This window comes from Neorhizobium sp. T25_27 (assembly GCF_002968565.1).
In the GTDB taxonomy this organism is placed as follows: domain Bacteria; phylum Pseudomonadota; class Alphaproteobacteria; order Rhizobiales; family Rhizobiaceae; genus Neorhizobium; species Neorhizobium tomejilense.
This window is the reverse complement of the sequence record NZ_PVBJ01000001.1, coordinates 384,647-404,199: the sequence shown is the minus strand read 5'-3', so window position 1 is coordinate 404,199 and position 19,553 is coordinate 384,647. Positions and strand designations below refer to the sequence as shown.

The 19,553-nt window shown below is 58.2% G+C and carries 24 protein-coding genes and 1 tRNA gene; 10 read left to right on the top strand and 15 right to left on the bottom strand.

The features are described 5' to 3' along the window. The first annotated feature begins 45 nt into the window (after positions 1 to 45). The 4 genes from C5J24_RS02140 (at position 46) to C5J24_RS31710 (ending at position 2,122) form a co-directional block, all read left to right on the top strand. Complete coding sequence (locus C5J24_RS02140; RefSeq protein WP_172723820.1) at positions 46 to 366, top strand: hypothetical protein; 321 nt, start codon at positions 46 to 48, stop codon at positions 364 to 366. 211 nt (positions 367 to 577) lie between these two features. Further along, a complete protein-coding gene (locus C5J24_RS02130) occupies positions 578 to 1,192 on the top strand; it encodes a hypothetical protein (RefSeq protein ID WP_172723819.1) in 615 nt (204 codons plus the stop codon). An 87-nt stretch (positions 1,193 to 1,279) separates the two neighbouring features. After that, on the top strand, positions 1,280 to 1,525 hold the full coding sequence (locus C5J24_RS02125) for a hypothetical protein (protein WP_105415224.1): 246 nt from the start codon (positions 1,280 to 1,282) through the stop codon (positions 1,523 to 1,525). 96 nt (positions 1,526 to 1,621) lie between these two features. Continuing rightward, positions 1,622 to 2,122 (top strand): hypothetical protein, encoded by a 501-nt coding sequence (locus C5J24_RS31710; RefSeq protein ID WP_172723818.1) that lies wholly within the window; start codon positions 1,622 to 1,624, stop codon positions 2,120 to 2,122. A 68-nt stretch (positions 2,123 to 2,190) separates the two neighbouring features. Here the strand turns inward: C5J24_RS31710 and C5J24_RS02115 are convergent, their stop codons facing one another. The 6 genes from C5J24_RS02115 to C5J24_RS31705 all read right to left on the bottom strand — a co-directional run bounded on the left by C5J24_RS02115 (position 2,191) and on the right by C5J24_RS31705 (position 7,855). Next, positions 2,191 to 2,577, bottom strand: a complete 387-nt coding sequence (locus C5J24_RS02115) for a putative Ig domain-containing protein (protein WP_105415220.1) — start codon at positions 2,575 to 2,577, stop codon at positions 2,191 to 2,193. Continuing rightward, positions 2,574 to 3,827, bottom strand: coding sequence for a hypothetical protein (locus C5J24_RS02110; protein WP_105415218.1), 1,254 nt, complete (start codon positions 3,825 to 3,827; stop codon positions 2,574 to 2,576). Before C5J24_RS02110 ends, C5J24_RS02115 begins: the two co-directional genes overlap by 4 nt. Before the next feature lie 8 nt (positions 3,828 to 3,835). Then, positions 3,836 to 4,630: a hypothetical protein gene (locus C5J24_RS02105; protein WP_172723817.1), complete on the bottom strand. Its 795-nt coding sequence runs from the start codon at positions 4,628 to 4,630 to the stop codon at positions 3,836 to 3,838. Positions 4,631 to 4,771: 141 nt separating this feature from the next. Continuing rightward, entirely contained in the window at positions 4,772 to 6,544 is a 1,773-nt protein-coding gene (locus C5J24_RS02100) for a hypothetical protein (protein ID WP_172723816.1), read from the bottom strand. 280 nt (positions 6,545 to 6,824) lie between these two features. Further along, the gene (locus C5J24_RS02095; RefSeq protein ID WP_105415212.1) at positions 6,825 to 7,040 is read right to left on the bottom strand and encodes a hypothetical protein; all 216 of its coding nucleotides are present in this window, start codon (positions 7,038 to 7,040) and stop codon (positions 6,825 to 6,827) included. 329 nt (positions 7,041 to 7,369) lie between these two features. Further along, entirely contained in the window at positions 7,370 to 7,855 is a 486-nt protein-coding gene (locus tag C5J24_RS31705; RefSeq protein WP_172723815.1) for a hypothetical protein, read from the bottom strand. A 106-nt stretch (positions 7,856 to 7,961) separates the two neighbouring features. On the opposite strand from C5J24_RS31705, the gene C5J24_RS02085 reads away from it, so the two are divergent. Continuing rightward, the gene (locus tag C5J24_RS02085; RefSeq protein ID WP_105415208.1) at positions 7,962 to 8,240 is read left to right on the top strand and encodes a hypothetical protein; all 279 of its coding nucleotides are present in this window, start codon (positions 7,962 to 7,964) and stop codon (positions 8,238 to 8,240) included. 3 nt (positions 8,241 to 8,243) lie between these two features. On the opposite strand, the gene C5J24_RS02080 is transcribed toward C5J24_RS02085, so the two are convergent. Further along, positions 8,244 to 9,920 carry a hypothetical protein gene (locus tag C5J24_RS02080; protein ID WP_105415206.1) on the bottom strand — a complete coding sequence of 559 codons (1,677 nt, stop codon included), beginning with the start codon at positions 9,918 to 9,920 and terminating at the stop codon, positions 8,244 to 8,246. A 109-nt stretch (positions 9,921 to 10,029) separates the two neighbouring features. Next, positions 10,030 to 10,105: transfer RNA gene (locus C5J24_RS02075), tRNA-Ile, on the bottom strand. Positions 10,106 to 10,347: 242 nt separating this feature from the next. On the opposite strand from C5J24_RS02075, the gene C5J24_RS02070 reads away from it, so the two are divergent. Then, on the top strand, positions 10,348 to 11,097 hold the full coding sequence (locus C5J24_RS02070) for an SIMPL domain-containing protein (RefSeq protein ID WP_105415204.1): 750 nt from the start codon (positions 10,348 to 10,350) through the stop codon (positions 11,095 to 11,097). A gap of 168 nt (positions 11,098 to 11,265) precedes the next feature. Here the strand turns inward: C5J24_RS02070 and C5J24_RS02065 are convergent, their stop codons facing one another. The 6 genes from C5J24_RS02065 to C5J24_RS02040 all read right to left on the bottom strand — a co-directional run bounded on the left by C5J24_RS02065 (position 11,266) and on the right by C5J24_RS02040 (position 15,565). Further along, the gene (locus tag C5J24_RS02065; RefSeq protein WP_105415202.1) at positions 11,266 to 11,622 is read right to left on the bottom strand and encodes a hypothetical protein; all 357 of its coding nucleotides are present in this window, start codon (positions 11,620 to 11,622) and stop codon (positions 11,266 to 11,268) included. A 154-nt stretch (positions 11,623 to 11,776) separates the two neighbouring features. Beyond that, positions 11,777 to 12,199, bottom strand: coding sequence for a secondary thiamine-phosphate synthase enzyme YjbQ (locus C5J24_RS02060; RefSeq protein ID WP_105415200.1), 423 nt, complete (start codon positions 12,197 to 12,199; stop codon positions 11,777 to 11,779). A 79-nt stretch (positions 12,200 to 12,278) separates the two neighbouring features. Beyond that, positions 12,279 to 12,632 carry a DUF1428 domain-containing protein gene (locus C5J24_RS02055; RefSeq protein ID WP_046625741.1) on the bottom strand — a complete coding sequence of 118 codons (354 nt, stop codon included), beginning with the start codon at positions 12,630 to 12,632 and terminating at the stop codon, positions 12,279 to 12,281. A 149-nt stretch (positions 12,633 to 12,781) separates the two neighbouring features. Beyond that, complete coding sequence (locus C5J24_RS02050; protein ID WP_105415198.1) at positions 12,782 to 13,180, bottom strand: DUF427 domain-containing protein; 399 nt, start codon at positions 13,178 to 13,180, stop codon at positions 12,782 to 12,784. 115 nt (positions 13,181 to 13,295) lie between these two features. Beyond that, positions 13,296 to 14,336 (bottom strand): zinc-dependent alcohol dehydrogenase family protein, encoded by a 1,041-nt coding sequence (locus tag C5J24_RS02045; protein ID WP_105415196.1) that lies wholly within the window; start codon positions 14,334 to 14,336, stop codon positions 13,296 to 13,298. 107 nt (positions 14,337 to 14,443) lie between these two features. Next, positions 14,444 to 15,565, bottom strand: a complete 1,122-nt coding sequence (locus tag C5J24_RS02040; protein WP_105400561.1) for a DUF930 domain-containing protein — start codon at positions 15,563 to 15,565, stop codon at positions 14,444 to 14,446. Here C5J24_RS02040 and C5J24_RS02035 point away from each other — a divergent pair. The 4 genes from C5J24_RS02035 to C5J24_RS02020 are packed head-to-tail and all read left to right on the top strand — an operon-like array spanning position 15,531 to position 17,364. Beyond that, positions 15,531 to 16,295: a TetR/AcrR family transcriptional regulator gene (locus C5J24_RS02035; RefSeq protein ID WP_305778750.1), complete on the top strand. Its 765-nt coding sequence runs from the start codon at positions 15,531 to 15,533 to the stop codon at positions 16,293 to 16,295. The genes C5J24_RS02040 and C5J24_RS02035 overlap by 35 nt on opposite strands. A gap of 17 nt (positions 16,296 to 16,312) precedes the next feature. Next, complete coding sequence (locus C5J24_RS02030; protein ID WP_371673823.1) at positions 16,313 to 16,645, top strand: multidrug efflux SMR transporter; 333 nt, start codon at positions 16,313 to 16,315, stop codon at positions 16,643 to 16,645. Between the two features lie 54 nt (positions 16,646 to 16,699). Next, positions 16,700 to 16,942, top strand: coding sequence for a type II toxin-antitoxin system Phd/YefM family antitoxin (locus C5J24_RS02025; RefSeq protein WP_046633083.1), 243 nt, complete (start codon positions 16,700 to 16,702; stop codon positions 16,940 to 16,942). Beyond that, positions 16,942 to 17,364, top strand: a complete 423-nt coding sequence (locus C5J24_RS02020; RefSeq protein WP_105415194.1) for a type II toxin-antitoxin system VapC family toxin — start codon at positions 16,942 to 16,944, stop codon at positions 17,362 to 17,364. Before C5J24_RS02025 ends, C5J24_RS02020 begins: the two co-directional genes overlap by 1 nt. Before the next feature lie 59 nt (positions 17,365 to 17,423). On the opposite strand, the gene rpoD is transcribed toward C5J24_RS02020, so the two are convergent. Next, positions 17,424 to 19,487, bottom strand: a complete 2,064-nt coding sequence (gene rpoD, locus C5J24_RS02015; RefSeq protein WP_046668753.1) for an RNA polymerase sigma factor RpoD — start codon at positions 19,485 to 19,487, stop codon at positions 17,424 to 17,426. Positions 19,488 to 19,553: the final 66 nt, after the last annotated feature.

Below are 19,553 nucleotides of genomic sequence, written 5' to 3'. Positions count from 1 at the left end.
TGATTTTCCCATCCTACCTATTCGTCGTCCACAACGAAAAGGAGCTTGGGCATGGTAATTACAATCTACATCTCTGCGGAGGTGATCCAGAATTCGATGCTCGACACTGGTGACGCGATTGCGGCTTTCACCAGTTGGAAACCGAAGCGACGAGAGAACGTTTTCCGTTACGAAAAGGCGGACATCCGTATCACGGCTGCAAACGGCTCAATCTACCTCATGTCTGAGGCGGAGACGACACAGCCGAAAATTCCATTCACGCCGATCCCCGCTTCCGAGATCGGGGCACTGGTGCGGTCAATGGCTGGCGCTGCGCAACCTGCCGAAATCACCCAAGTGCTGCGACTGCTGAAAGGCGCGATCTGATGGCAGCGCTGCGACCTGACTTCGATCTTGCCAGGAGCAAGATCGTCACTCGGTTCTCGATTTACCGGAGCCGGTACAAGCGATGCAGTCTTTGTATCATCCCGAGCATCGTCAGAAGGCAGGTTTTAGAAAACTGGCAGCAAGCCGTGACTGACCGCGAGCCATTCACAGTGATGGATGCGAAGAGCGTCGGGTCGGCGAGGTGCGGCGATTGCAGTTTGAAGGGATGGCCGAAAGTCTCGGTGGAGAGCGGCACCCTGTTTTTACACCTGGCCAGCAACAACAGAAGGAAGATGAAATGAATCAGCACTTTATGGCATTGAGCCGTGGAGGACAGTATCCCTATCCGGTTGCAACCCGAGAGGGAGCGTCAACCCAATTTCTTATGGACGGTCATGATTTCCTGCAAGTCTGCATGCCGAACATCACCAGGACCGAAGAAACGCAGATCAGGAAAGGCAGGCTGAAAGCCGGGCTGATCCAAGATGGTCCTTTGATCTTGTGGCTGTTTCAGTTCGGCGACAAACTCATTTTCGAATGCCCATTCGACGCCCGCCTGATCGCTCCAGGGCGGCGTAACCTGCCCAACGTGACCAATGACAGGCAGCGATTTTGCTTCGACATCCATCTTGTCGATACGGCTACGAACACAATTCGTGGCTTGCGGGCAATAACGCTGCCGACTGGTTTGACGGTGAAGTTCTTCGCAGCCGTCCAGGACCAGTTGGTTGACCGGCGCGGGCAGGATGCGTTCGCCCGCAAATACCAACAGATGCCTTTGCCATCGCTTGCACAGTTGGCAAAGCTTGAAATTTGCGGCCTTTAGGCTCGCTTAACCCATCCCAACAATTCGAGAAACTTAGCTGACGCTACACGGAGGTACCGTGGCGTCATAACGACGGAGTATGTCTATATGTCTGGTATCAGATCGAAGGAAATCGGCGCGAACGTCTGGAAGACGCCGGAGATCGAGGAGCTGCCCGGCCTCATATCACGGGTCACGCGGTTGTGGGCGGAGATTTCGGAGGCCGACCGCGACCTTGCCTTGCAGGTTGCGTCCATGTTGCCGACGATGAAAATCCGTCGCGTCCGTCATGTGAAAGTGGATGTAGCGAGCTTGAAAACTGAGCAAATCGTAGCATCGACACGCTCTGATTGAGCCTTGTGCCTCACATTCATTACCGCTGTCCTTGGCATGACGCTTTTACGAGGCTCGGCGTAACCAAAATCGATCAATTCCAGAAACAGGATCGTCATGAAGCTTTTCCATTTTACATCACTTGCCCATTTGAATGGCATCCATCGCCATGGCCTGACTGTCGGTGACGTCCCGACTTGTCTCGAACGCCAGACGGGGAAAATCGGCGTGTGGTTGACCTCGAACCCAGCGCCCGATGGACACGGACTGGAAGGAAGCGTCGTCGATAAAAAGGCGGTTCGCTTGACCGTTGAAGTCCCAGATGGTCCGCCCCTCTGGCAGTGGGATGAGTGGGCTGAAGGCCGAGTGACCGCTTTCACACGACATCGGCTTGAACAGGCGGGAGGCGATGCGGCGAGAACATGGTACATATTCTTTGGATGGATAAAGCCCGAAGCGATTACCGAGGCGGTTTTGACGCGAACCGGCGAACCAATAGCAGCTTGGGGAACGTACGATCCGGCCGAAGATAGCTTGCCGGGTGTGCCTTTCTGGCGAAGAGAAGCGTGGCAGAAGCAAATGCTAAAGAAAGTGCGCCAGGCTATAAATGCCCGTTAGTTCTTGGAAGATGCAGGGGACGGCTCCCTTCGTCCCCTGCACCATTGCGCTCTGAGCCACAGAGCGTTTCAGGAAATGGTTATCCACAACATCAAGTCAGAAGAAGAACCGTCCTTTGCCGCCCGTATAATGATGTCATAGACACCTGCGACCGCTGCAAGACCTACAATTTTACCGGTTCCGGTATCGAGTGCCAGACCGGGAGGCAGTGGATTTCGCGCCGCGAATGTGTATCCGCTGATATCGCCAATCGGCATGACGCTGATAGACGTACCAGCGCCAACCTGGATGGGCTCGTAACGAATTTCGAAAGCAGGTTGCTCCGGTTCCAGCGGGGGCACAGGATCAGAAACGGCGGTCAGCGTGCCGCTCGTTGGAGACCGCCAAATGATTTCGCCAGCAGTGGCATCGGTTACCAACAGGACGGAGGCAACTGAGATGGCTTTCAGTATCATGACTTTTCCTTTTTCTTGAAATCAGGTTTCAGCACGAGTTTCGGGCCGGGCGATAGCTCCGGTGTGTCAGGATCGTTCACAGACGTCAGGATGGACCGCAAACGATCACGCTCGATGCCCGCCTTAAAGGCCGCATCCTGCGCTTCACGGGCTTTCCTCTCGGCCTCGTACCGTTGGCGTTCAGCTTCGAGTTGTCTGCGCTCGGCGTCCGTTGCCTTGTCGTGCCAACGGTCGATTTCGCCGCTTAACTCGGAGCGGATTCGTTCAGCCAGTTTTGACTTTCGGAGGCCATCCCACATCGCCCGGATGCGACCGGCCCAACCGCTATATTTTTCGGCATCGACCATTGAGGCCCGCACGTGCTCTTGCTCCTGCCGTGCGCGATCCTGCGCGGCCAGAGCTACGGCAGCGGCCTTGCGTGCCGCCTCCTGTCGGCTGGCAGCGTCGGCGGCGATCTTGGCGGCGTCCGCTTTCGTGCGACCGATAAAAGCCTCACCGTCCGATTTTACCTTCCGGGCGCGCTGGACGACCTGTTGCAGGGCTTTGGCTTGGACTTGCTCACGCTGCCATTCGTCCCTTGATAGGCGGCGGCGCTGAGGGCCGAGACGGGTAAGGCCAGATGGAATGGCGACTGCTTCGTGATAAGAGTCCTGCCACTGCCTCATGGCAGTTTTGTATTGGGCGTCAGCCCGCTTCCCGAGCGCCTTTTGGTCCTCCCCAGCAATGGGACCGGCATCCATAACGGCACGTTTGGCAGTCATCCCCGGATGATATCTAGCTGCTTTAAGAGCAGGATCGGATAGCGGCAGGATATAGGCATGAATGTGCCAGTGGCTTTCGTCTTCGTGCCTAATCACGCTTTTCAGGTCGTCGCCATATTGATCCCTCAACCACGCAACCGTCCGACGCTCCCACTCTTCAGCTTCTCGGCGCTTTGCGGGATCGGCTCTGATCTCGTCCATAGTGTAGGGATGCGAGGCGACCACCGTATGCACCGTTTTTTGATCCTGTCGTATTTTTCGCGATTTACCTCCCTTCACCTCGACCGTGGCGGATGTGACAGCCAAGTCGTGCATTTCCTGGACCGCCTCGACGCCGACACCGTGCACCAAGACAGGTGGCGACGGATTCGAGACATGGACTGAGGCGTCAGGTTTGCGGGACGCCTCGGCAAAAATAAAATCTGTGCCCCGCCCCTGGGCGTCGGCCTTTCGGGAAAATGATTCCAAATGAACGAACTGATAGCCCATGATCGGCCTCAGCCCACGCGTCGGCGATCCAGCTCGGCGTTAAGCAGGCCCTCGACCTTCGCCCAGTCTCCGCCCAGTTGGAGAGCGACGTGTTGTTTCAAGGCGCAAGCTTCATCGCCCCATCCCCGCAACCACGTAGCGACATATCCGTATCGCGGATGGCTCCTAAGCACCTTAAAAGCTCGGGAGAGCATCGTGATTCGTCGTAGCTTATGCTCGGCTGTCCACTCGCTCCGTTCGTCGGCATCAAGTTCCATCCACGTCCTGGCCAGCGTCGGATCGTCATCGCACATCGTCATATAGAGTTCCGAGGCAACGGCGATATGGTGCATGTCGAGGTCGACAATACAACGGATTTGGTGATCGACTGCCTGCAGCCCATCTAAGGAATGCTTATCATCATCAGATGTCGAGGGTTCCGGCGCATACTCGAAATTGACGCCGCCCTTCGAAGCCGCAACGAGTTGCACGCGGGCGAGGAACTGTTTGTCGGACATGTCAGCAATGCCGCCGTTTACTTCGGTCGCGTCTTGCGAGAACGAAGCGTAATCCAAGTCGTCGGACCAGACCACGCCATACCATGATCGAGGCAAGCGAATGACCTTGAGCCGTGCAGGAATTCGAATAGCGCCTCCGACAACGGTCACATCACGTTCGTATTCTTTCATCGATTTGCTCCAGAGATAGGAAAATACTCCTTCAAGTCTGAGAGCAAAAACCATGGGCGGGAAGCAAATTTTGGTACCGGAATCAAAGATGTAGTGACCGACTAACGCATTCTTCGAAGGCGTCGGCCATTCCATGGAGGGGCCTTCAGCCGGACCTTGCCAGGGACCTCTTTCCAGAGAGGACGACTTCATCCAGAACCTGCCGGTAGCCCCCTTCATCGCCGGGGTTGCGATCTATTTTCTTCATGCTGGCCCGGCATGATTGCCAGATTGGAGCTATGCAGCCATCGGGCGCATCGCTGCCAACTCGGCATCCGACAACCAACGCCCTTCACAAATCTGTTCAATGGCCCGCATGACATCCGTTGCCGAATTGGCAGCTTGTAGCGCCTCGGCTTCCGTCAGCGTGACGCCGTAGACCGCTGCCAGGTCGTCGATCACTGGCTTGATCGTCTGCTTCTGCCCAAACGCACCCGCATGACGACGTATCCGTTCACCCGCAATCAATGATACGTTCGCCTTGTTTGCTTTCATCGCCCATTTATGAGCGTCGCCAACTGGTCCGACTTCCAAAAGGTTTCGCTGAATTTGGTTCGCTGCCTGATATTGTATTCTGGTTTCGTTTAATGGATTGGCCGCGATCACCGGGTATTCAGCGGGGGCCGTGGTGCCCGAAACCTTTTTATCTATACACTTATTTTCACACCTCTCGAGGTTGCATGCTTCTGCAGTCACAATCTCAGCCCATCGACTAATGACTGTACGGCGAGATATGCCGCTCGCCTTCGCCAAAGCGGTTTGTGTGATCAGCGTACCGCTGACCTGAAGCCGTCGGTAAGCGGCCAAAAGCTTTTCGAATGTCGAAACACCTTTCGCCTTGCCTGAGTACCGTCCACCCGCCGCCTGTCGCTCTGTGACGGTCTGAAGGCCGTCCACGACGTCGAGGAGCTTGCCACGGTTCACGGTCTTGCCTTTCAGCTTCGCAGGGTCAAAATGCGAGGCCAGGTAATCCGCCACCTTTGCCATGACATAGCTTACGCCCTCTTCTGAGGAGCCGCTGTCCTTCGCGAACGCGGCAAGTGCCTCATGGAGATGATCGGCGAGGACCGCCCTGCTGCCCTTCATTCGGCTATCTGCACGAAAATGCCATTCAGCCAACAGCCTCCGGCCTTCTGTCCGCAGAACGTCGAAAATCTGATTTGATGCGGTAAGGCCGAGACCTGACTGAATTACAGATGCCTTGCGCGCCAAAGCGGCACGGCTGATCCCTGTGTCCACATAATCAGCATATTCCGTCAACGTCGGCCAGACTTCGGCGTTTGGGGTCAATGTAAGCCAAAACGGCGATGTGGGACATTTCATGCGCCCCGTCATGGTTGGCGCAGCAGGGTCGGCACCGATGTCTATCAGAGCGGCAGCAAGCCCACGAGTAACGGCGTCGAAGAGCCGGATGGGTTGCTGGCGGCATCTATTGTCCTCACTTCGCCACACAGCCGCGCCCTGGGGTAACATCCAGATTAAATGTGGCCTTGAGAGTTGCCCGTTGTCGAGCAGGTCGCCGACAACGATGTGGGGCAGGCATGGAATGCGCCCATCGCGAACCGCCTCAGTGAGAAGGAAAAGGCATGCCTCTGCCGTCTGGAAAACGCCGTCGCAGTCGACTCTCAGCGCCGCCAGGAATTCGCGGTTCAGTTCGATGTACGGGTAATCCAACGTCAGCAGCTTCGATTTGCATTGAACGGCCAGATTCGCCTTATCGTCGGAAGCCCGAGCTTTTCCGCCTCTCGGCACCAGCGTGACGAAATACTTTAGCACAGCGTCATCCTCAGATCGCAGCCCCATCTCCCGGAAAGGCCGACGCACACGACCGCCAACCTCCCGTTCAAACCGATGCTCAAAGCCTTCTTCAAGGCGCTTCCTGACGAGATGTTTCTGCTCACTTGCTGCCAAAGCAAATTCATTGAATTCACCGTTATCGAGGGTGCGCTTTTCCCGTGCCTCGCGTTTACGGCGCTGGGCCTCCTCATAACGACTTTCAAATCCTGACATCCCGTTTGAACGGTCTACAGACCGCGCGCCTATACTCGGCCTGCCAAGCGGTCCCGAATTAATGTCAACATTTGTTTTTAGAAAATAGGAGGACTGAAGGTTCTGGGCTGGGCTATTTGCCAGCCCGCCGGTCACGCAGCCGTCAACGGCGGCTTTACAACAACTTCAAGATCGTTCATCATTATCGAACATTCCCTAAGAAAAACCGCCGGAGGGGGCCAACCCGTTGATGGCGGTTTTTTAATGGTCAGACGCGGGCGCGATCAGGTCAAGCCCTCTGTCAAATCCTCTGCCGCAGCCCCGACACTTTGCCTGCCGAATATGCATCCATCAAAGCCATAAAAACCTGCTCTGCGGCGCTCGCATCGAGCGTTTCGTAATCTTCGATTTTCCTCATAAGCGAGGCTATCACCTCAAATCCCGAAAACGTCGGGATACGCGGCATTTCATGAATGATTCGGTCCAGATGACTTTCAAAACATTGAGGCTGAGACATAATGATTTCCAAGTTTTCGATGCAAAAGCGTCACCTGAACCTGAGCCCTTGTCAACGATTTCCTTAGACCAGAGAATTTCCATCATTTTGTAAATGTTGACATTTTCGTAAGTGGCCGTGAGACACTGGAAATCCGGCAGGGGTATCTCGCTCCTTTCCACGTCGATTTTCTCTGACCCTTCGGATCGAGCCGCGTGCCTCGATCCGATCCGCGTAGCGGAACGGAGAGTAATTAGACATGGAACCTTTTCGCTCAGTGACGGCCATCCCGGCGGCTCTTATGCCCTTCGGGCACCGCCATGCCCATTCTGGCCAAGGCGGGAAAGAGCCTATGCCGCCGCGCTGGCCGTCAACCCCTGCCTGCCGTTGAAACCAGGGCAACGATCCCTTCCAAAATTCAATAAAATCCGAACACTCCAGTTAACGAACAGTATCCCATCAACGACATCAAATCTCAGCGAAGGATTCTCAAGAATCCTGTTTTCTGATATATTTTCCTCAATAAATTCAATTGGAAAGCGGAGTTTTCGATGCGCCAGACGATAACCAGAATTAAGGGCCCCACGGTTAATATCGAGGTGCTGGAAGTCCATCAGCAGGACGCGAATGGCGGCACGATCTGGTACTATGCTGCGATTTACATCCAGCGCCACGGATGCGCTGAAAAACGCCTTGTGCGTCGGTCCCGATTGCCCGGAGCGGCGGCGGACCTGAAAAAGGAAATCCAGCGAGACGGTATCCGAGCCTTCGACAGGACGCTGCCTTGACGTGCTCTGCGCGGCTCTTAAATATATTTTGTCGGCCCAGGGAGCCACGGACCGACGCTTTCTCTGCAAACGCAGTGATGCGGCTCATACCAGCGCAATTGGTTGTCGATTGCGTGCCGTTATCTCAACTCAACGCGAAAGCAGAGGAAAAACTATGATTTATCTAATTTGCCAGAACAGCGGAAACGTTTGGGTTTCTGCCGAAAGCATTCAAGTCGCTGTTGGAAAAGTCGGTGAGATCGGCGGAACCGACTACGAATATTTCGACGTGGCGGAATGCGATTGGCGCAACAGCGTTGAGGCTGGTCGCCGTTGGTACTTCAGCGTCTACAAGTCAGACGACGAATTCGCCCCAGATAATGCCAAGGAGCTTGCCGAGGACGGCGAATTCCTTGGCTACATTGCTCTGGTTGAGCGCGAGCGGGCGGAGTAGCGACTATTCCGTCTGACGTCGCCATTCGATGAATGGTGAGAAATCGACACCGCGAGGGGTTGGGATTGCCATTATCCTCTGAACCTCTTCCGGTTGCAGCGGTTTAAAGCCATACTTTGCCCCCACGGACGCGGCTGCGTGACCGCATTGCCGGTCGGCGATGCGGTCACCAACGTTAATCTGGAACCAGCTTTTCGCGTTGTGGCGCAGTGAATGGAACACTTGCCGCTGCGTCTCGTGAATACCGAGCGCCACCATCCAATTCCCCATCTGTTTCTGGGCAGCGTCAGCAGGGTCTTTAGCCCCATGATAGTGAGGGAAAACAAACCCACCCCGGCCCCGCTGTTTCTTTGCAAAATCAATGAAACCGCAATCACGAAGTAATGGATGGATTGCAACAATGCGGACAGACGTTTTCGTCTTGAGGGGCCTGTCAACCTCCTTTCCATTGATGATCAATGGAAGCCGTAAGTCAAAAACCTCGTTCCCCTCAATGGTTACAATGTCAGATGATTGCAAATAGACGATTTCAGAAAGCCGCATCCCTGTCAGAAAACCAACAAGAGGCAACCAAGCTTTATGCGGCTTTCGCATCATCTTAGGAGTGACGCTATCTGCGAGCCATATGTTTAGGGACGTCGGAGGCAGACCTTCCCGATCAATGGCAGGCGCTGCAGCGGCAGGCATTGTCACCTTGAATGACCGGATGTCACGAATTCCGGAGACACCAGCCGTCGCTTTTTCCCAAATAAGTTTGATTTGGGCCACGTGTTCTTTGACCGTCGTTTGAGACAGGCTTTTTATCCGCTTTTCGTCAGGCAATTTGTCATTCTTTGCGCCGATCTGCTTGAGATTCAGCCCGGCGAAAATCGGGTACTTCGTCCGATTTGTGGGAACCTTTGCCATAGCCGTCGCAAAGTCTTGCAAATGTATAGGCAAATAGTAGCTGAGGGGATGATCGCCGACCACATTCAGGAATGCCGCGAACGTGTTTTCAAGCCGCTCCTCATAGTGCACCTTGTCCTTGTTTCCCTTGTCCAGCGCATCTTTTCGAGCATCGAGGATGACACGACCTGCTACGCTCAGTTTGGTGGAAGCGGTTACAGTTCTTTCATCCCGATGTTCGAAAGGTTGAGGCTGGCGCTGCTGGATAGGTTGAATTTGGGGCGATTGAACCTGTGCACCCAAAGAACCGAGAGTGCGAACGACAGACTGAAAGGTGTCGCGCTCCGCCTCCCATGCCACGGAATCCTTTGAAAGCGCATCAGCAATCGTCTGAAGTCTTTGCTTGAAATCTTTAATTGACGCTTTTTCGTCAGCCAGTTCTTTTGCTTTCCGCCGGTAAACGCGGGCCGCTTCAATTTCACCTTCAGATTCTAGCTCGTCAGCTTCCTGAATCGCGGTGGTGATCCTCAAGCCAAGTGGGAAATGGCGTCGATGCAATTCCTGAAGCTCGGCGTTTAGAGCTTTGAGGCTGTGAACAAGGGTTTCTCTATTCATCGTCGGATCGTCCATCAACTGCATGGCCGCACCCGAAAGAATAATCGCCCGTTTCCGTGCCGCAGCGGCAGGAAGAGGCCCCAAATTCACACGGATCGGCGATTTCCCCAATTGCGACTCGACGCTAACCGGAATCCTTTGTTGAAAAGTGAATCCGTTTTCTCGTTTCCATAGATACATTCCGCGCCTCTCAAACCGGCTCGAAATGTGTACGTGGCGGTGTATTTCGCCGTGTACGGCGGAAAAATGCCTTGAAAATTTTCGTTTAAAATCAATAACTTACGGCGATTGGTGGGCCCGGAGGGACTCGAACCCCCAACCAAGCGGTTATGAGCCGCCGGCTCTAACCATTGAGCTACAGGCCCGCCGATCCGGCAGAGGTGGGGCGCAATGGTCCGCCGTCACCTCGAGGTCCGCTCTAACGCAATTCACGAGATGCTACAAGCCGTTGCCGCAATAGCTTCACAATCAACCGGCAGGTAGGCTCGTCTGGCGCGAACAGGCCGAGCCGATTCCCGTTTCGGCGGGTTCGCGCGGCAGACGGAACATGACGGGCGGGTCCGGGAACAGCATTCCCCTTCGCCCCGACAGATCGGAGAGAACATCCATGCGCGTTGCGCTTTCGTCGTCACGTCTCGTCCTTGCAGCCGCATTTGCCGGTGCGGTCGCCGTCTCTTCCGCGGGCCAGGTCCTGGCCCAGGATATCCGCCCCCGCGAACCGGTCATCAATGTGCTCGGCGAGGGCCAGGCCTCGGTGGCGCCCGACATGGCCGTCCTGACGCTCTCGGTGGTTCGCAACGGCAAGACCGCGGAAGCCGCACTTTCGGCCAGCAGCGCCGCCATGAAGGATGTGCTTTCGGCCCTGAAGAGCGACGGCATCGCCGATCGCGATATTCAGACCAGCAATTTCTCGATTTATCCGCAATATCGCCATCCCGACCCGAAGGGTGGCGTCATCGAGCCGCCGCAGGTGATCGGCTATGAGGTGTCGAACACGCTCACCCTCAAGGTCCGCGATCTTCAGAAACTCGGCGGTCTCATCGACCGTTCGGTGAAGCTTGGCGTCAACCAGGGCGGTCAGATCACCTTCACCAACGACAAGCCCGACGACGTGATGACCGAGGCGCGCAAGAAAGCGGTCGCCGAGGCGCTCGCCAAGGCAAGGACGCTGACGGACGCGGCCGGCGTCAAGCTCGGCCGTATCCTGGAAATCAGCGAGAACTCCATGCGCCCCGTACCGCAGCAGATGATGCGCATGGCGATGGCCAAGGACATGGCCGCCGAAGCGGTTCCGGTCGCCGGCGGCGAAAACACCTATACGGTGACCGTCAACGTCACCTTTGCTCTCGAGCAGTAATTACGGGTTGTCGAACAGAGCCGGACGCCCTCCCCAATGGCGCCCGGCCCTCCCTCGCCCGCAGATAAGGCAAAAAATAAAACGCCCCCACCAGATCGTCAGACCTGGTGGGGGCGCTTGTCCTCCGTCAACGGGCGATGGAGACGGAAGGGTTCTTTGGGATGAAGCCTAGCGACGAATGACCGGGCAGCCGCGCTCGTTGGCGAACACGATGCGGTCGGGACCGCGGCGGCCGAAACCGGCAACGATCACAACACGGCGGCCGGCATCCACGACGCGGGCGCGGCGGAGACCCATCCGGCTTGCCTTTTCTTCTGCCAGCCAGGGAGAGCAGCCGCGGGGGCCGCGATCCGGACGCCAGTCACGATCACCGCCGCGATCCGGACGCCAATCGCGATCACGGTCGCGATACTGCACCTGGATGGCGAAGTCCGAGCCGGCGGCAGCAGCCGTCGGGGCCGTTGCGGAAAGGCCGGTGAGCGCGATGAGGGCGGCGACGCCGGCCTTGATGATCATGCTGGTCATAGAATGTTCTCCGAAATCCGGGCCAGGTTCTGCGGCCCCAAAGGTTGTTGCTCTCGCCTTTCCGAGCGATTGGCGCGACCCTAGCCCAAGGGGTCTGAACAACATCCTAACCGGTCATTCAGCCGGTATTCATCTGTCGCTCCTAGCCAAAAGGTCACGGCGAAAGATGCAGCACGACCTGGCGGACATGCGGGTGGTCGCGATGTTCGAACAGGTAGATGCCCTGCCAGGTGCCAAGCGCCAACCGTCCGTCCCTGACGGGAATGCCGAGCGAAACGGCGGTCAGCGCCGCCTTGATATGCGCCGGCATGTCGTCGGGACCCTCTGTAGTGTGGGTGACCCAGCGCATGTCAGGATCGGTGGTCGGCGGCACCAGACGGGAGAAGAAGGTCTTCAGGTCGCGGCGAACATCCGGATCGGCATTTTCCTGGATGATCAGGGAGCAGGACGTATGGCGCACGAACACGGTGAGCAGCCCCTCACCCACCTGCGCGCGGCGCAAAAAGTCCTGCGCCGCGTCGGTGAATTCATAGAGCCCCTGGCCGCTGGTGGAGATCGAAATCACGGTCTGGGGCATGGAGGTCCTTTATCGGCGAAGGCGCCGGCAGCAGAAATAGAAGCGCCGGCAGGGAGACAGCACTCCTATCACCGGCGGGCTACAATGTCAGGAAGGGCTCGAAGCCGCCGAAGATCATCCGTTTGCCGTCAAAGACCTGCGTCCACTCGTTTCCGGAGAACCGCTCGTCCTTCATCACCCTCGCATTGATCTCGTCCCGGCGGGCCCGGCTTTCATAGGTGATCCAGGAGAAGATGACGATCTCGTCCTCCTTGGCCTGCACCGCCCGCGGGAAGGAGGTGAGCTCTCCGTAGGGCACGTCGTCGCCCAAGCATTCCACATAGGACAACGCGCCGTTTTCCATCCACACGGTGCCGGCAAGGCGCGCCATGTCCTTGTAGCGTTCAAGATTGGCTTTGGGCACGGCAAGAATAAACCCGTCGACATAGGGCATGATTTTCCTCCTTGGTTGGGTCAACACCCCAAGGACGTGGGAGGGAAAGCAAAGCCGACAAGGGCACCGGCTTTTTCTTAGCCCTCCAGGGTTTTCACCCGCAAAGCTCAGAAGGGCGGCGAGCACACGCTCGGCCGCCCGTCCGCCTGTCAGAACTGACCCGCTTCAGGGGTGCCAAGCTCCTCGATGGAATCGACCCGGTCGGGATAGAAGGCGACGTGTTCCTTGATCCCGGAGACGGCTTCGTAAGGGTTTTCGTAGGACCAGACGGCATTCCTAGAACGTTCGCCGCCAGCCGGAACGCTGAAATAGGAAGCCTCTCCCTTATACGGGCAGTAGCTCTGGTGGTCGGTCCGCTCAAGGAGCGACATATCCACATCCTTGCGCGGGATATAATGGACCGGCGGATAGGAGGACTCGCGCAAGGTGAGCGAATTGATGCTGTCGGCGATCACCTTGCCGCCGAGCTTCACCACCACCCGCGCCGGATTGTGCGCAACGGTAATCGGGTGATCCGGCCCTGGAATTTTCTGTGCCCTGGCATTCATGGTTCGTCCTTTCGGGTTCGACGCATATCCCCGATATAGGGCGTCCCGAAACGCTACCAAGCGGCCGAAGCGGAATGCTCCGGCCATCGACGGCGAACAATCGCCGCGTCGCCCGTCAGAACGTGGTGATCACGCTGATGCCGGGCGTTTCGGATCTGTCGAGCGTCATCAACCCCGGCACCGCTTCTTCGAGGCTGATCCGCTTGGCGATCAGTTGCTGCGGCTTCATCTTGCCGACCTTCAGCATGGCGACCATCGCGTCGTAGCGCCAGGCCTGCATGCCGTGGCTGCCATAGATCTCAAGCTCATGGCCGATCACCTGCGCCATCGGGATCGAGGGCGTGGCGTGCTCGCCGAGCATCAGCCCGACCTGCACGTGCCGGCCGCGGCGGCGGAGGTTCTTGATCGAATTGAAGCAGGTGACCGGATGGCCGAGCGCGTCGATCGACACATGCGCGCCGCCCCCGGTGATCTCGCGAACCGCCTCGACGACATCGGCGACCGTGCTCGCATTGATGGTTGCGACCGCACCGCATTGGCGGGCGAATGCCAGCTTGTCTTCGGAAAGATCGATGCCGATCGCGTTCGCTCCAAGCGCGGTAGCGATCATGATCGCCGACAGGCCGACGCCGCCGCAGCCATGCACCGCGACCCAGTCTCCAGGCCCGGTACGGGCCTGGTCAGCAACCGCGCGGAAGGAGGTGGCGAACCGGCAGCCGAGGCTCGCCGCCGTCGCATCGTCGATCTCCTCGGGCAGGTGCACGAGGTTGGTGTCGGCATAGTCGATCGCCACATATTCGGCGAAAGAGCCCCAATGGGTAAAGCCCGGCTGGAACTGGTTGGGGCAGACCTGCTGGTTGCCGGAATGGCATTCCGAACAATGGCCGCAGCCAGACACGAACGGCACCGTCACCCGGTCGCCGATCTTGAAGCGCATGACGCCCTTGCCGGTCGCCACCACCTTGCCGGCCAGCTCATGGCCCGGCACATGCGGCAGCTTTATATCCGGATCATGCCCCATCCAGCCATGCCAGTCGCTGCGGCAGAGCCCGCTCGCGCCGACCTTGACCATGACACCGTCAAATGTCGGCTCCGGATCGGGAACAAGGCGGATTTCCGGCGCCTTTTCAAAGGCATCGTAGAACATGGCTTTCATGGCGGGCCTCATCGTGAATGTGGCCGCAGCATAGTCGACGCGGCTCGCGGGTCAATCAACCCACGCGGCGCATATCGGCCGACCACTGCCCGACGCAAGCCTGATCACTATTCCGGAAAGCGGCGCTTGCGCCACTCGCTCCGCGGCACCGGCGCACCGACATTGAATGCGAATGACACGACCTTCGTCGCGTCCTCGTTGATCACACATTGGAAACTCAGATCATACCATTGACCGGCAGCGCGAAAACCGGCGCCGCTAACATTGAGCACCGTTCCCTGCGGCAAGCGGGGCTCCGGAACGTAGTCCGGCCGGTAGGATGCATGGCGCAGTTGCGCGCTTAGTTCCGTCGAGCAAAGCTGGCCGGCACGCACCCCTCGCGGCACATTGCTCATCGCAATCGTAGCAATGGAATCCCCCGTCGCACTCTGTGAAAATAGCGTCTTTGCCTCCGTCAGCTCGGTCGGCTTGCCAGGGGTCGGCGTCTTGGTAGGGTCGTTCTTGGGCGAAGCGATTGGCGGCGCCGTCACGATCTCGGTCTTGGTCGCATCCGGCGAGGTGCCGGCAATGGGACCGTTCTGCAATCCGTTGGCCGCCGCAATGCCGACCTCAGGCAGTTGGATATCATCCGGCACCGGATTGGCCGGTGGTGCCTCCACGACGGCAGGCGCCTCCTTCGCCTGTTTTACCGGTTCGACGGCCTCCGCATCCACCTTGCTCTCGGCAGGTGGGTTGGTCGTTTCCTTCGATGCATTGCCGGTCAGAGATTTCTTCGGCCCGGCATCCTTCTCGCCGAATTCGAAGACGGGGCGCAGAACCGGCAAAGGCTGCTTCTTGGCCTCCTTGGCGGGCGGCGGCTCGGCGGGCTTTTCCTCAGGCGCCGGCGGAGGCGGCGGCTCCGCCTTTTTCGCTTCCTCCTGCTTCGGTGGCTCGGGCGGCGGCGGGGGTGGCTCCGCCTTCTTGGCCTCTTCCTGTTTTGCAGGTTCCGGAGGTTTCTTCTCCTCTGGTTTCGCCTCTTCCGGCTTCTTTTCCTCGGCCTTCTTTTCCTCAGGCTTCGGTTCTTCCGGCGGAGGCACGATCTCGACCTGGACGGTCTCCTCCTTCTGCGGCTCGGACTGATCGACCGGCAGGTGGAAGAAAAGGGCCGCCGCGAAAACGACATGCACCAGGATGGAGGCGGGAATACCCCATCTTATGTCGCCGCGCGGCTTTCCAGATAAATCCGTCATGGCAGCGGATGTAAGATGGAAAGTCGGCCGGATCGAGTCCCCGAGTGATCAAAACAATGCAAGTTCCGGCTTTCCTGGAGAAAGTTGCGCGGACGGCCCTCTCTTGCGCGATTCAATCGCAGTTTACGTCATTGCAAACAAACCGACCATATGGTATGTTTACTCCATGTCAAACGCTCACAGACGCGAAAAACAGCCAGACCACGTGCGGCGATCCCTTCTGGATCATGCGGCGCGATGCGCCGTTTCCGAAGGTCTTGCCAGCCTCACCCTGCAGGCGGTCGCCGATGCGGCCTCCGTCACCAAGGGCGGTTTGCTGCATCATTTCCCGAGCAAGCAGGCTTTGATCGAAGCCGTCTTCGAAGGCCTCCTCGGCAAGCTCGATATGGAGATCGATCGGCTGATGAGCGAGGACGAAACCGATCGGGGCCGGTTCACGCGCGCCTATGTCGACGCTTTTTTCCAGGTGACCCGCGATGGACCCGACAGCCCCTGGGCGGCGCTGTCGATCTCCTGCATGACCGATCCGCGCCTCAGGCAACTCTGGTCGGAATGGATGCGCGATCGGCTCCAGCGTCATTTGCAGACCGACAGTCATCCGGCCTTCAAGCTCGCGCGCTACGCCGCGGACGGCATCTGGCTCGCCAATCTCATGGAAGCGGACGGATTACCGGCGAAAGAACTCGCCGAACTTCGCAACCAACTCCATAACCTCACGAAACAAGAGTAACGGAAATGAACCCCGCAATCCTCACCTACGGCTCGCTTGCCGCTGCCATCGTGCTGGAAGTCGTTGGCACGACCTTCCTGCAGCAGAGCCAGCAGTTCACCCGCGCCCTGCCGACCATCCTCATGGGGCTGTGCTATGGTATCGCCTTCTATCTCCTGTCGATCGCCTTGCGCACCCTGCCGGTCGGCATCGCCTACGCGATCTGGAGCGGCCTCGGCATAGTGCTGATCTCGGCCGTCGGCCTGATCCTGTTCCGCCAGACCCTCGACACCGCGGCCATGATCGGCCTCGGCCTGATCATCTCCGGCGTCGTGGTGGTCAACGTGTTTTCAAGCTCGATCGGGCATTGATTGCGGAAACGGTGCTTCGGACGTATATTTACGGAGATTGATCAGGAGATCACGATGACTGCGATCACTCTGGCGGAAGCAAAAGAAAAACTCGGCGAATTGATTGACCGCGTCGCCCAAGGTGAGACGGTTGAGATTCTACGCGATGGTCAGCCTGTCGCGCAGCTGGCGCCGCCGCGGTCGAAAAAGCAGCCGATCGACTTCGAGATGCTCAAGGCGATCCGGGAGAAAATGCCTCCGCAAAGTGAAGACGCCGGAACATTCATGCGACGTTTCAGGGACGACGAACGCTACTGATGTTCTACATCGATACATCAGCCCTGATTGCTTTGCTGGTGGGAGAGACATCCGTCGAAAGAGTGCTCGACTGGTTTGCGAAGAACGGAGACCGGCGAACTCTCGTCAGCGAGTGGACAATCACCGAGTTTTCTTCCGCACTCTCGGTGAAAGCGAGACACGAACGAATGCCCCAGGAACTGCGGCAACTGGCACTGGCGGGGTTCAATCGCATGGCCTCTCAATCCCTCGAAATGCTCCCGATATTCTCTCGCCATTTCGTCGCGGCCGCGCGGCTCGCCGACGATATCGACGTTGGCCTCCGCTCGGGCGACGCACTGCATCTCGCCGTCGCAATGGAAGCCGGCGCGGAAATCGTTACGCTGGACAAGCGGCTCGCTTCTGCGGCAAACACCCTCGGCGGGCGCAGCATCCTCCTGTAACGGAAAAACCCGGCCTGCTCTCGCAAACCGGGTCTCTGATTTTCCAACCGCTGAAACCGTTAGCTGTCCAGGAAGCTCCGCAGCTTGCGGCTGCGGCTCGGGTGCTTCAGCTTGCGCAGCGCCTTCGCTTCGATCTGGCGGATACGTTCGCGGGTAACCGAGAACTGCTGGCCGACTTCTTCGAGCGTGTGGTCGGTGTTCATGCCGATGCCGAAGCGCATGCGCAGCACGCGTTCTTCACGCGGGGTCAGCGAGGCGAGAACGCGGGTCGTGGTCTCGCGCAGGTTCGCCTGGATGGCCGCGTCGATCGGCAGAAGCGCGTTCTTGTCCTCGATGAAATCGCCGAGGTGGCTATCCTCTTCGTCGCCCACGGGGGTTTCGAGCGAGATCGGCTCCTTGGCGATCTTCAGGACCTTGCGGACCTTTTCGAGCGGCATGGCGAGCTTTTCAGCCAGTTCTTCCGGGGTCGGCTCGCGGCCGATCTCGTGCAGCATCTGGCGCGACGTGCGGACGATCTTGTTGATCGTCTCGATCATGTGCACCGGAATGCGGATCGTGCGGGCCTGGTCGGCGATCGAACGAGTGATCGCCTGCCGGATCCACCATGTGGCATAGGTCGAGAACTTGTAACCGCGGCGGTATTCGAACTTGTCGACCGCCTTCATCAGGCCGATATTGCCTTCCTGAATGAGGTCGAGGAACTGCAGTCCACGGTTCGTGTACTTCTTGGCGATCGAGATGACGAGGCGAAGGTTCGCTTCGACCATTTCCTTCTTGGCGATGCGCGCTTCGCGCTCGCCCTTTTGCACCATCGACACGATACGGCGGAATTCGGCGATCGAGATGCCGGTCTCCGTCGCGAGGTTCTGGATTTCCTGGCGGATGTCGCGGATCGTCGTGTTCTCGGCACGCGCGAACTCCTTCCAGCCGCGGGCGGCCAGATTGGCGATCGATTTCATCCAGTTCGGATCGAGCTCGGCACCCTGGTACTGTTCGAGGAACGAGTCACGCTTGACGCCGTAGGATTCGGCGAGACGCAACAGGCGGCCCTCGTTCTGCATCAGGCGCTTGGAGATATCGTAGAGCTGCTCGACCAGAGAATCGACACGGTTCTGGTTGAGCGACAGCGACTTCACCGCGGTGATCAGCTCGTCCTTGAGTTCCTTGTAGCGACGCTCCTGGGCGGACGACAGCGTACCGGTTGCCGCCAGACGCTGCTCGACCTGCTGGTCCTGCAGCTTGCGCAGCTTCTTATAGGTGTCGGCGATCGTGTCGAGCGTTTCCATGACCTGCGGACGCAGCTCGGCTTCCATCGCGGCGAGAGAAAGGCTCGACTCGTCGTCGTCCTCTTCCTCTTCCTCGAGGTTCATGCCATCGCCGCCGACAGCGGTGATGTCGTCGTCATTGGCAGCGGAGAAACGAGCCTTGCGGGTCTTTTCCTTCTCCTCGGCGGCCTTGCGGTCGGCTTCGATCTTTTCCGGGCTCTGGAACTGCGGCGCAGCCTTGGCTTCGGGACCGGAATAGGTCGTTTCGAGATCGATGATCTCGCGAAGCAGGGTGGTGCCTTCGTTCAGTTCGTCACGCCAGATGATCAGCGCCTGGAAGGTCAGCGGGCTCTCACAGAGCCCGGCGATCATCGTTTCGCGGCCGGCTTCGATGCGCTTGGCGATCGCAATTTCGCCTTCGCGCGAAAGAAGCTCGACGGAGCCCATTTCGCGCAGATACATGCGCACCGGATCATCGGTACGGTCGGTCGGCTCTTTCTTCTTCGCGGTCGCGAGCGCAGTGCTGGAGGTGGTGGCGATTTCGCCGCCTTCGCTCTCATTGTCGTCGCTGTCGCCGTCAGCGTCATCGTCGCTGGCGGTGGTTTCTTCCGCCTCTTCGTCTTCGACGACGTTGATGCCCATGTCCGACAGCATCGCCATCGTGTCTTCGATCTGCTCGGAGGTGACTTCCTCCGACGGCAGCACCGAATTCAACTCGTCCATGGTGACATAGCCGCGCTTCTTTGCGGCTTTGATCATCTTCTTGACGGCGTCGTCAGAAAGGTCGAGAAGCGGACCGTCGTGCGAGCCTTCGCGTTCGTTCTCTGCTTCTTCGTTTTCTTTGACTTTTGTTGCCATGTATTTCGTCGCTTTCCCTGAACGCTACTTTCGCCGCGCTTCGTGGCCACCGGCTGAAGACGGGGT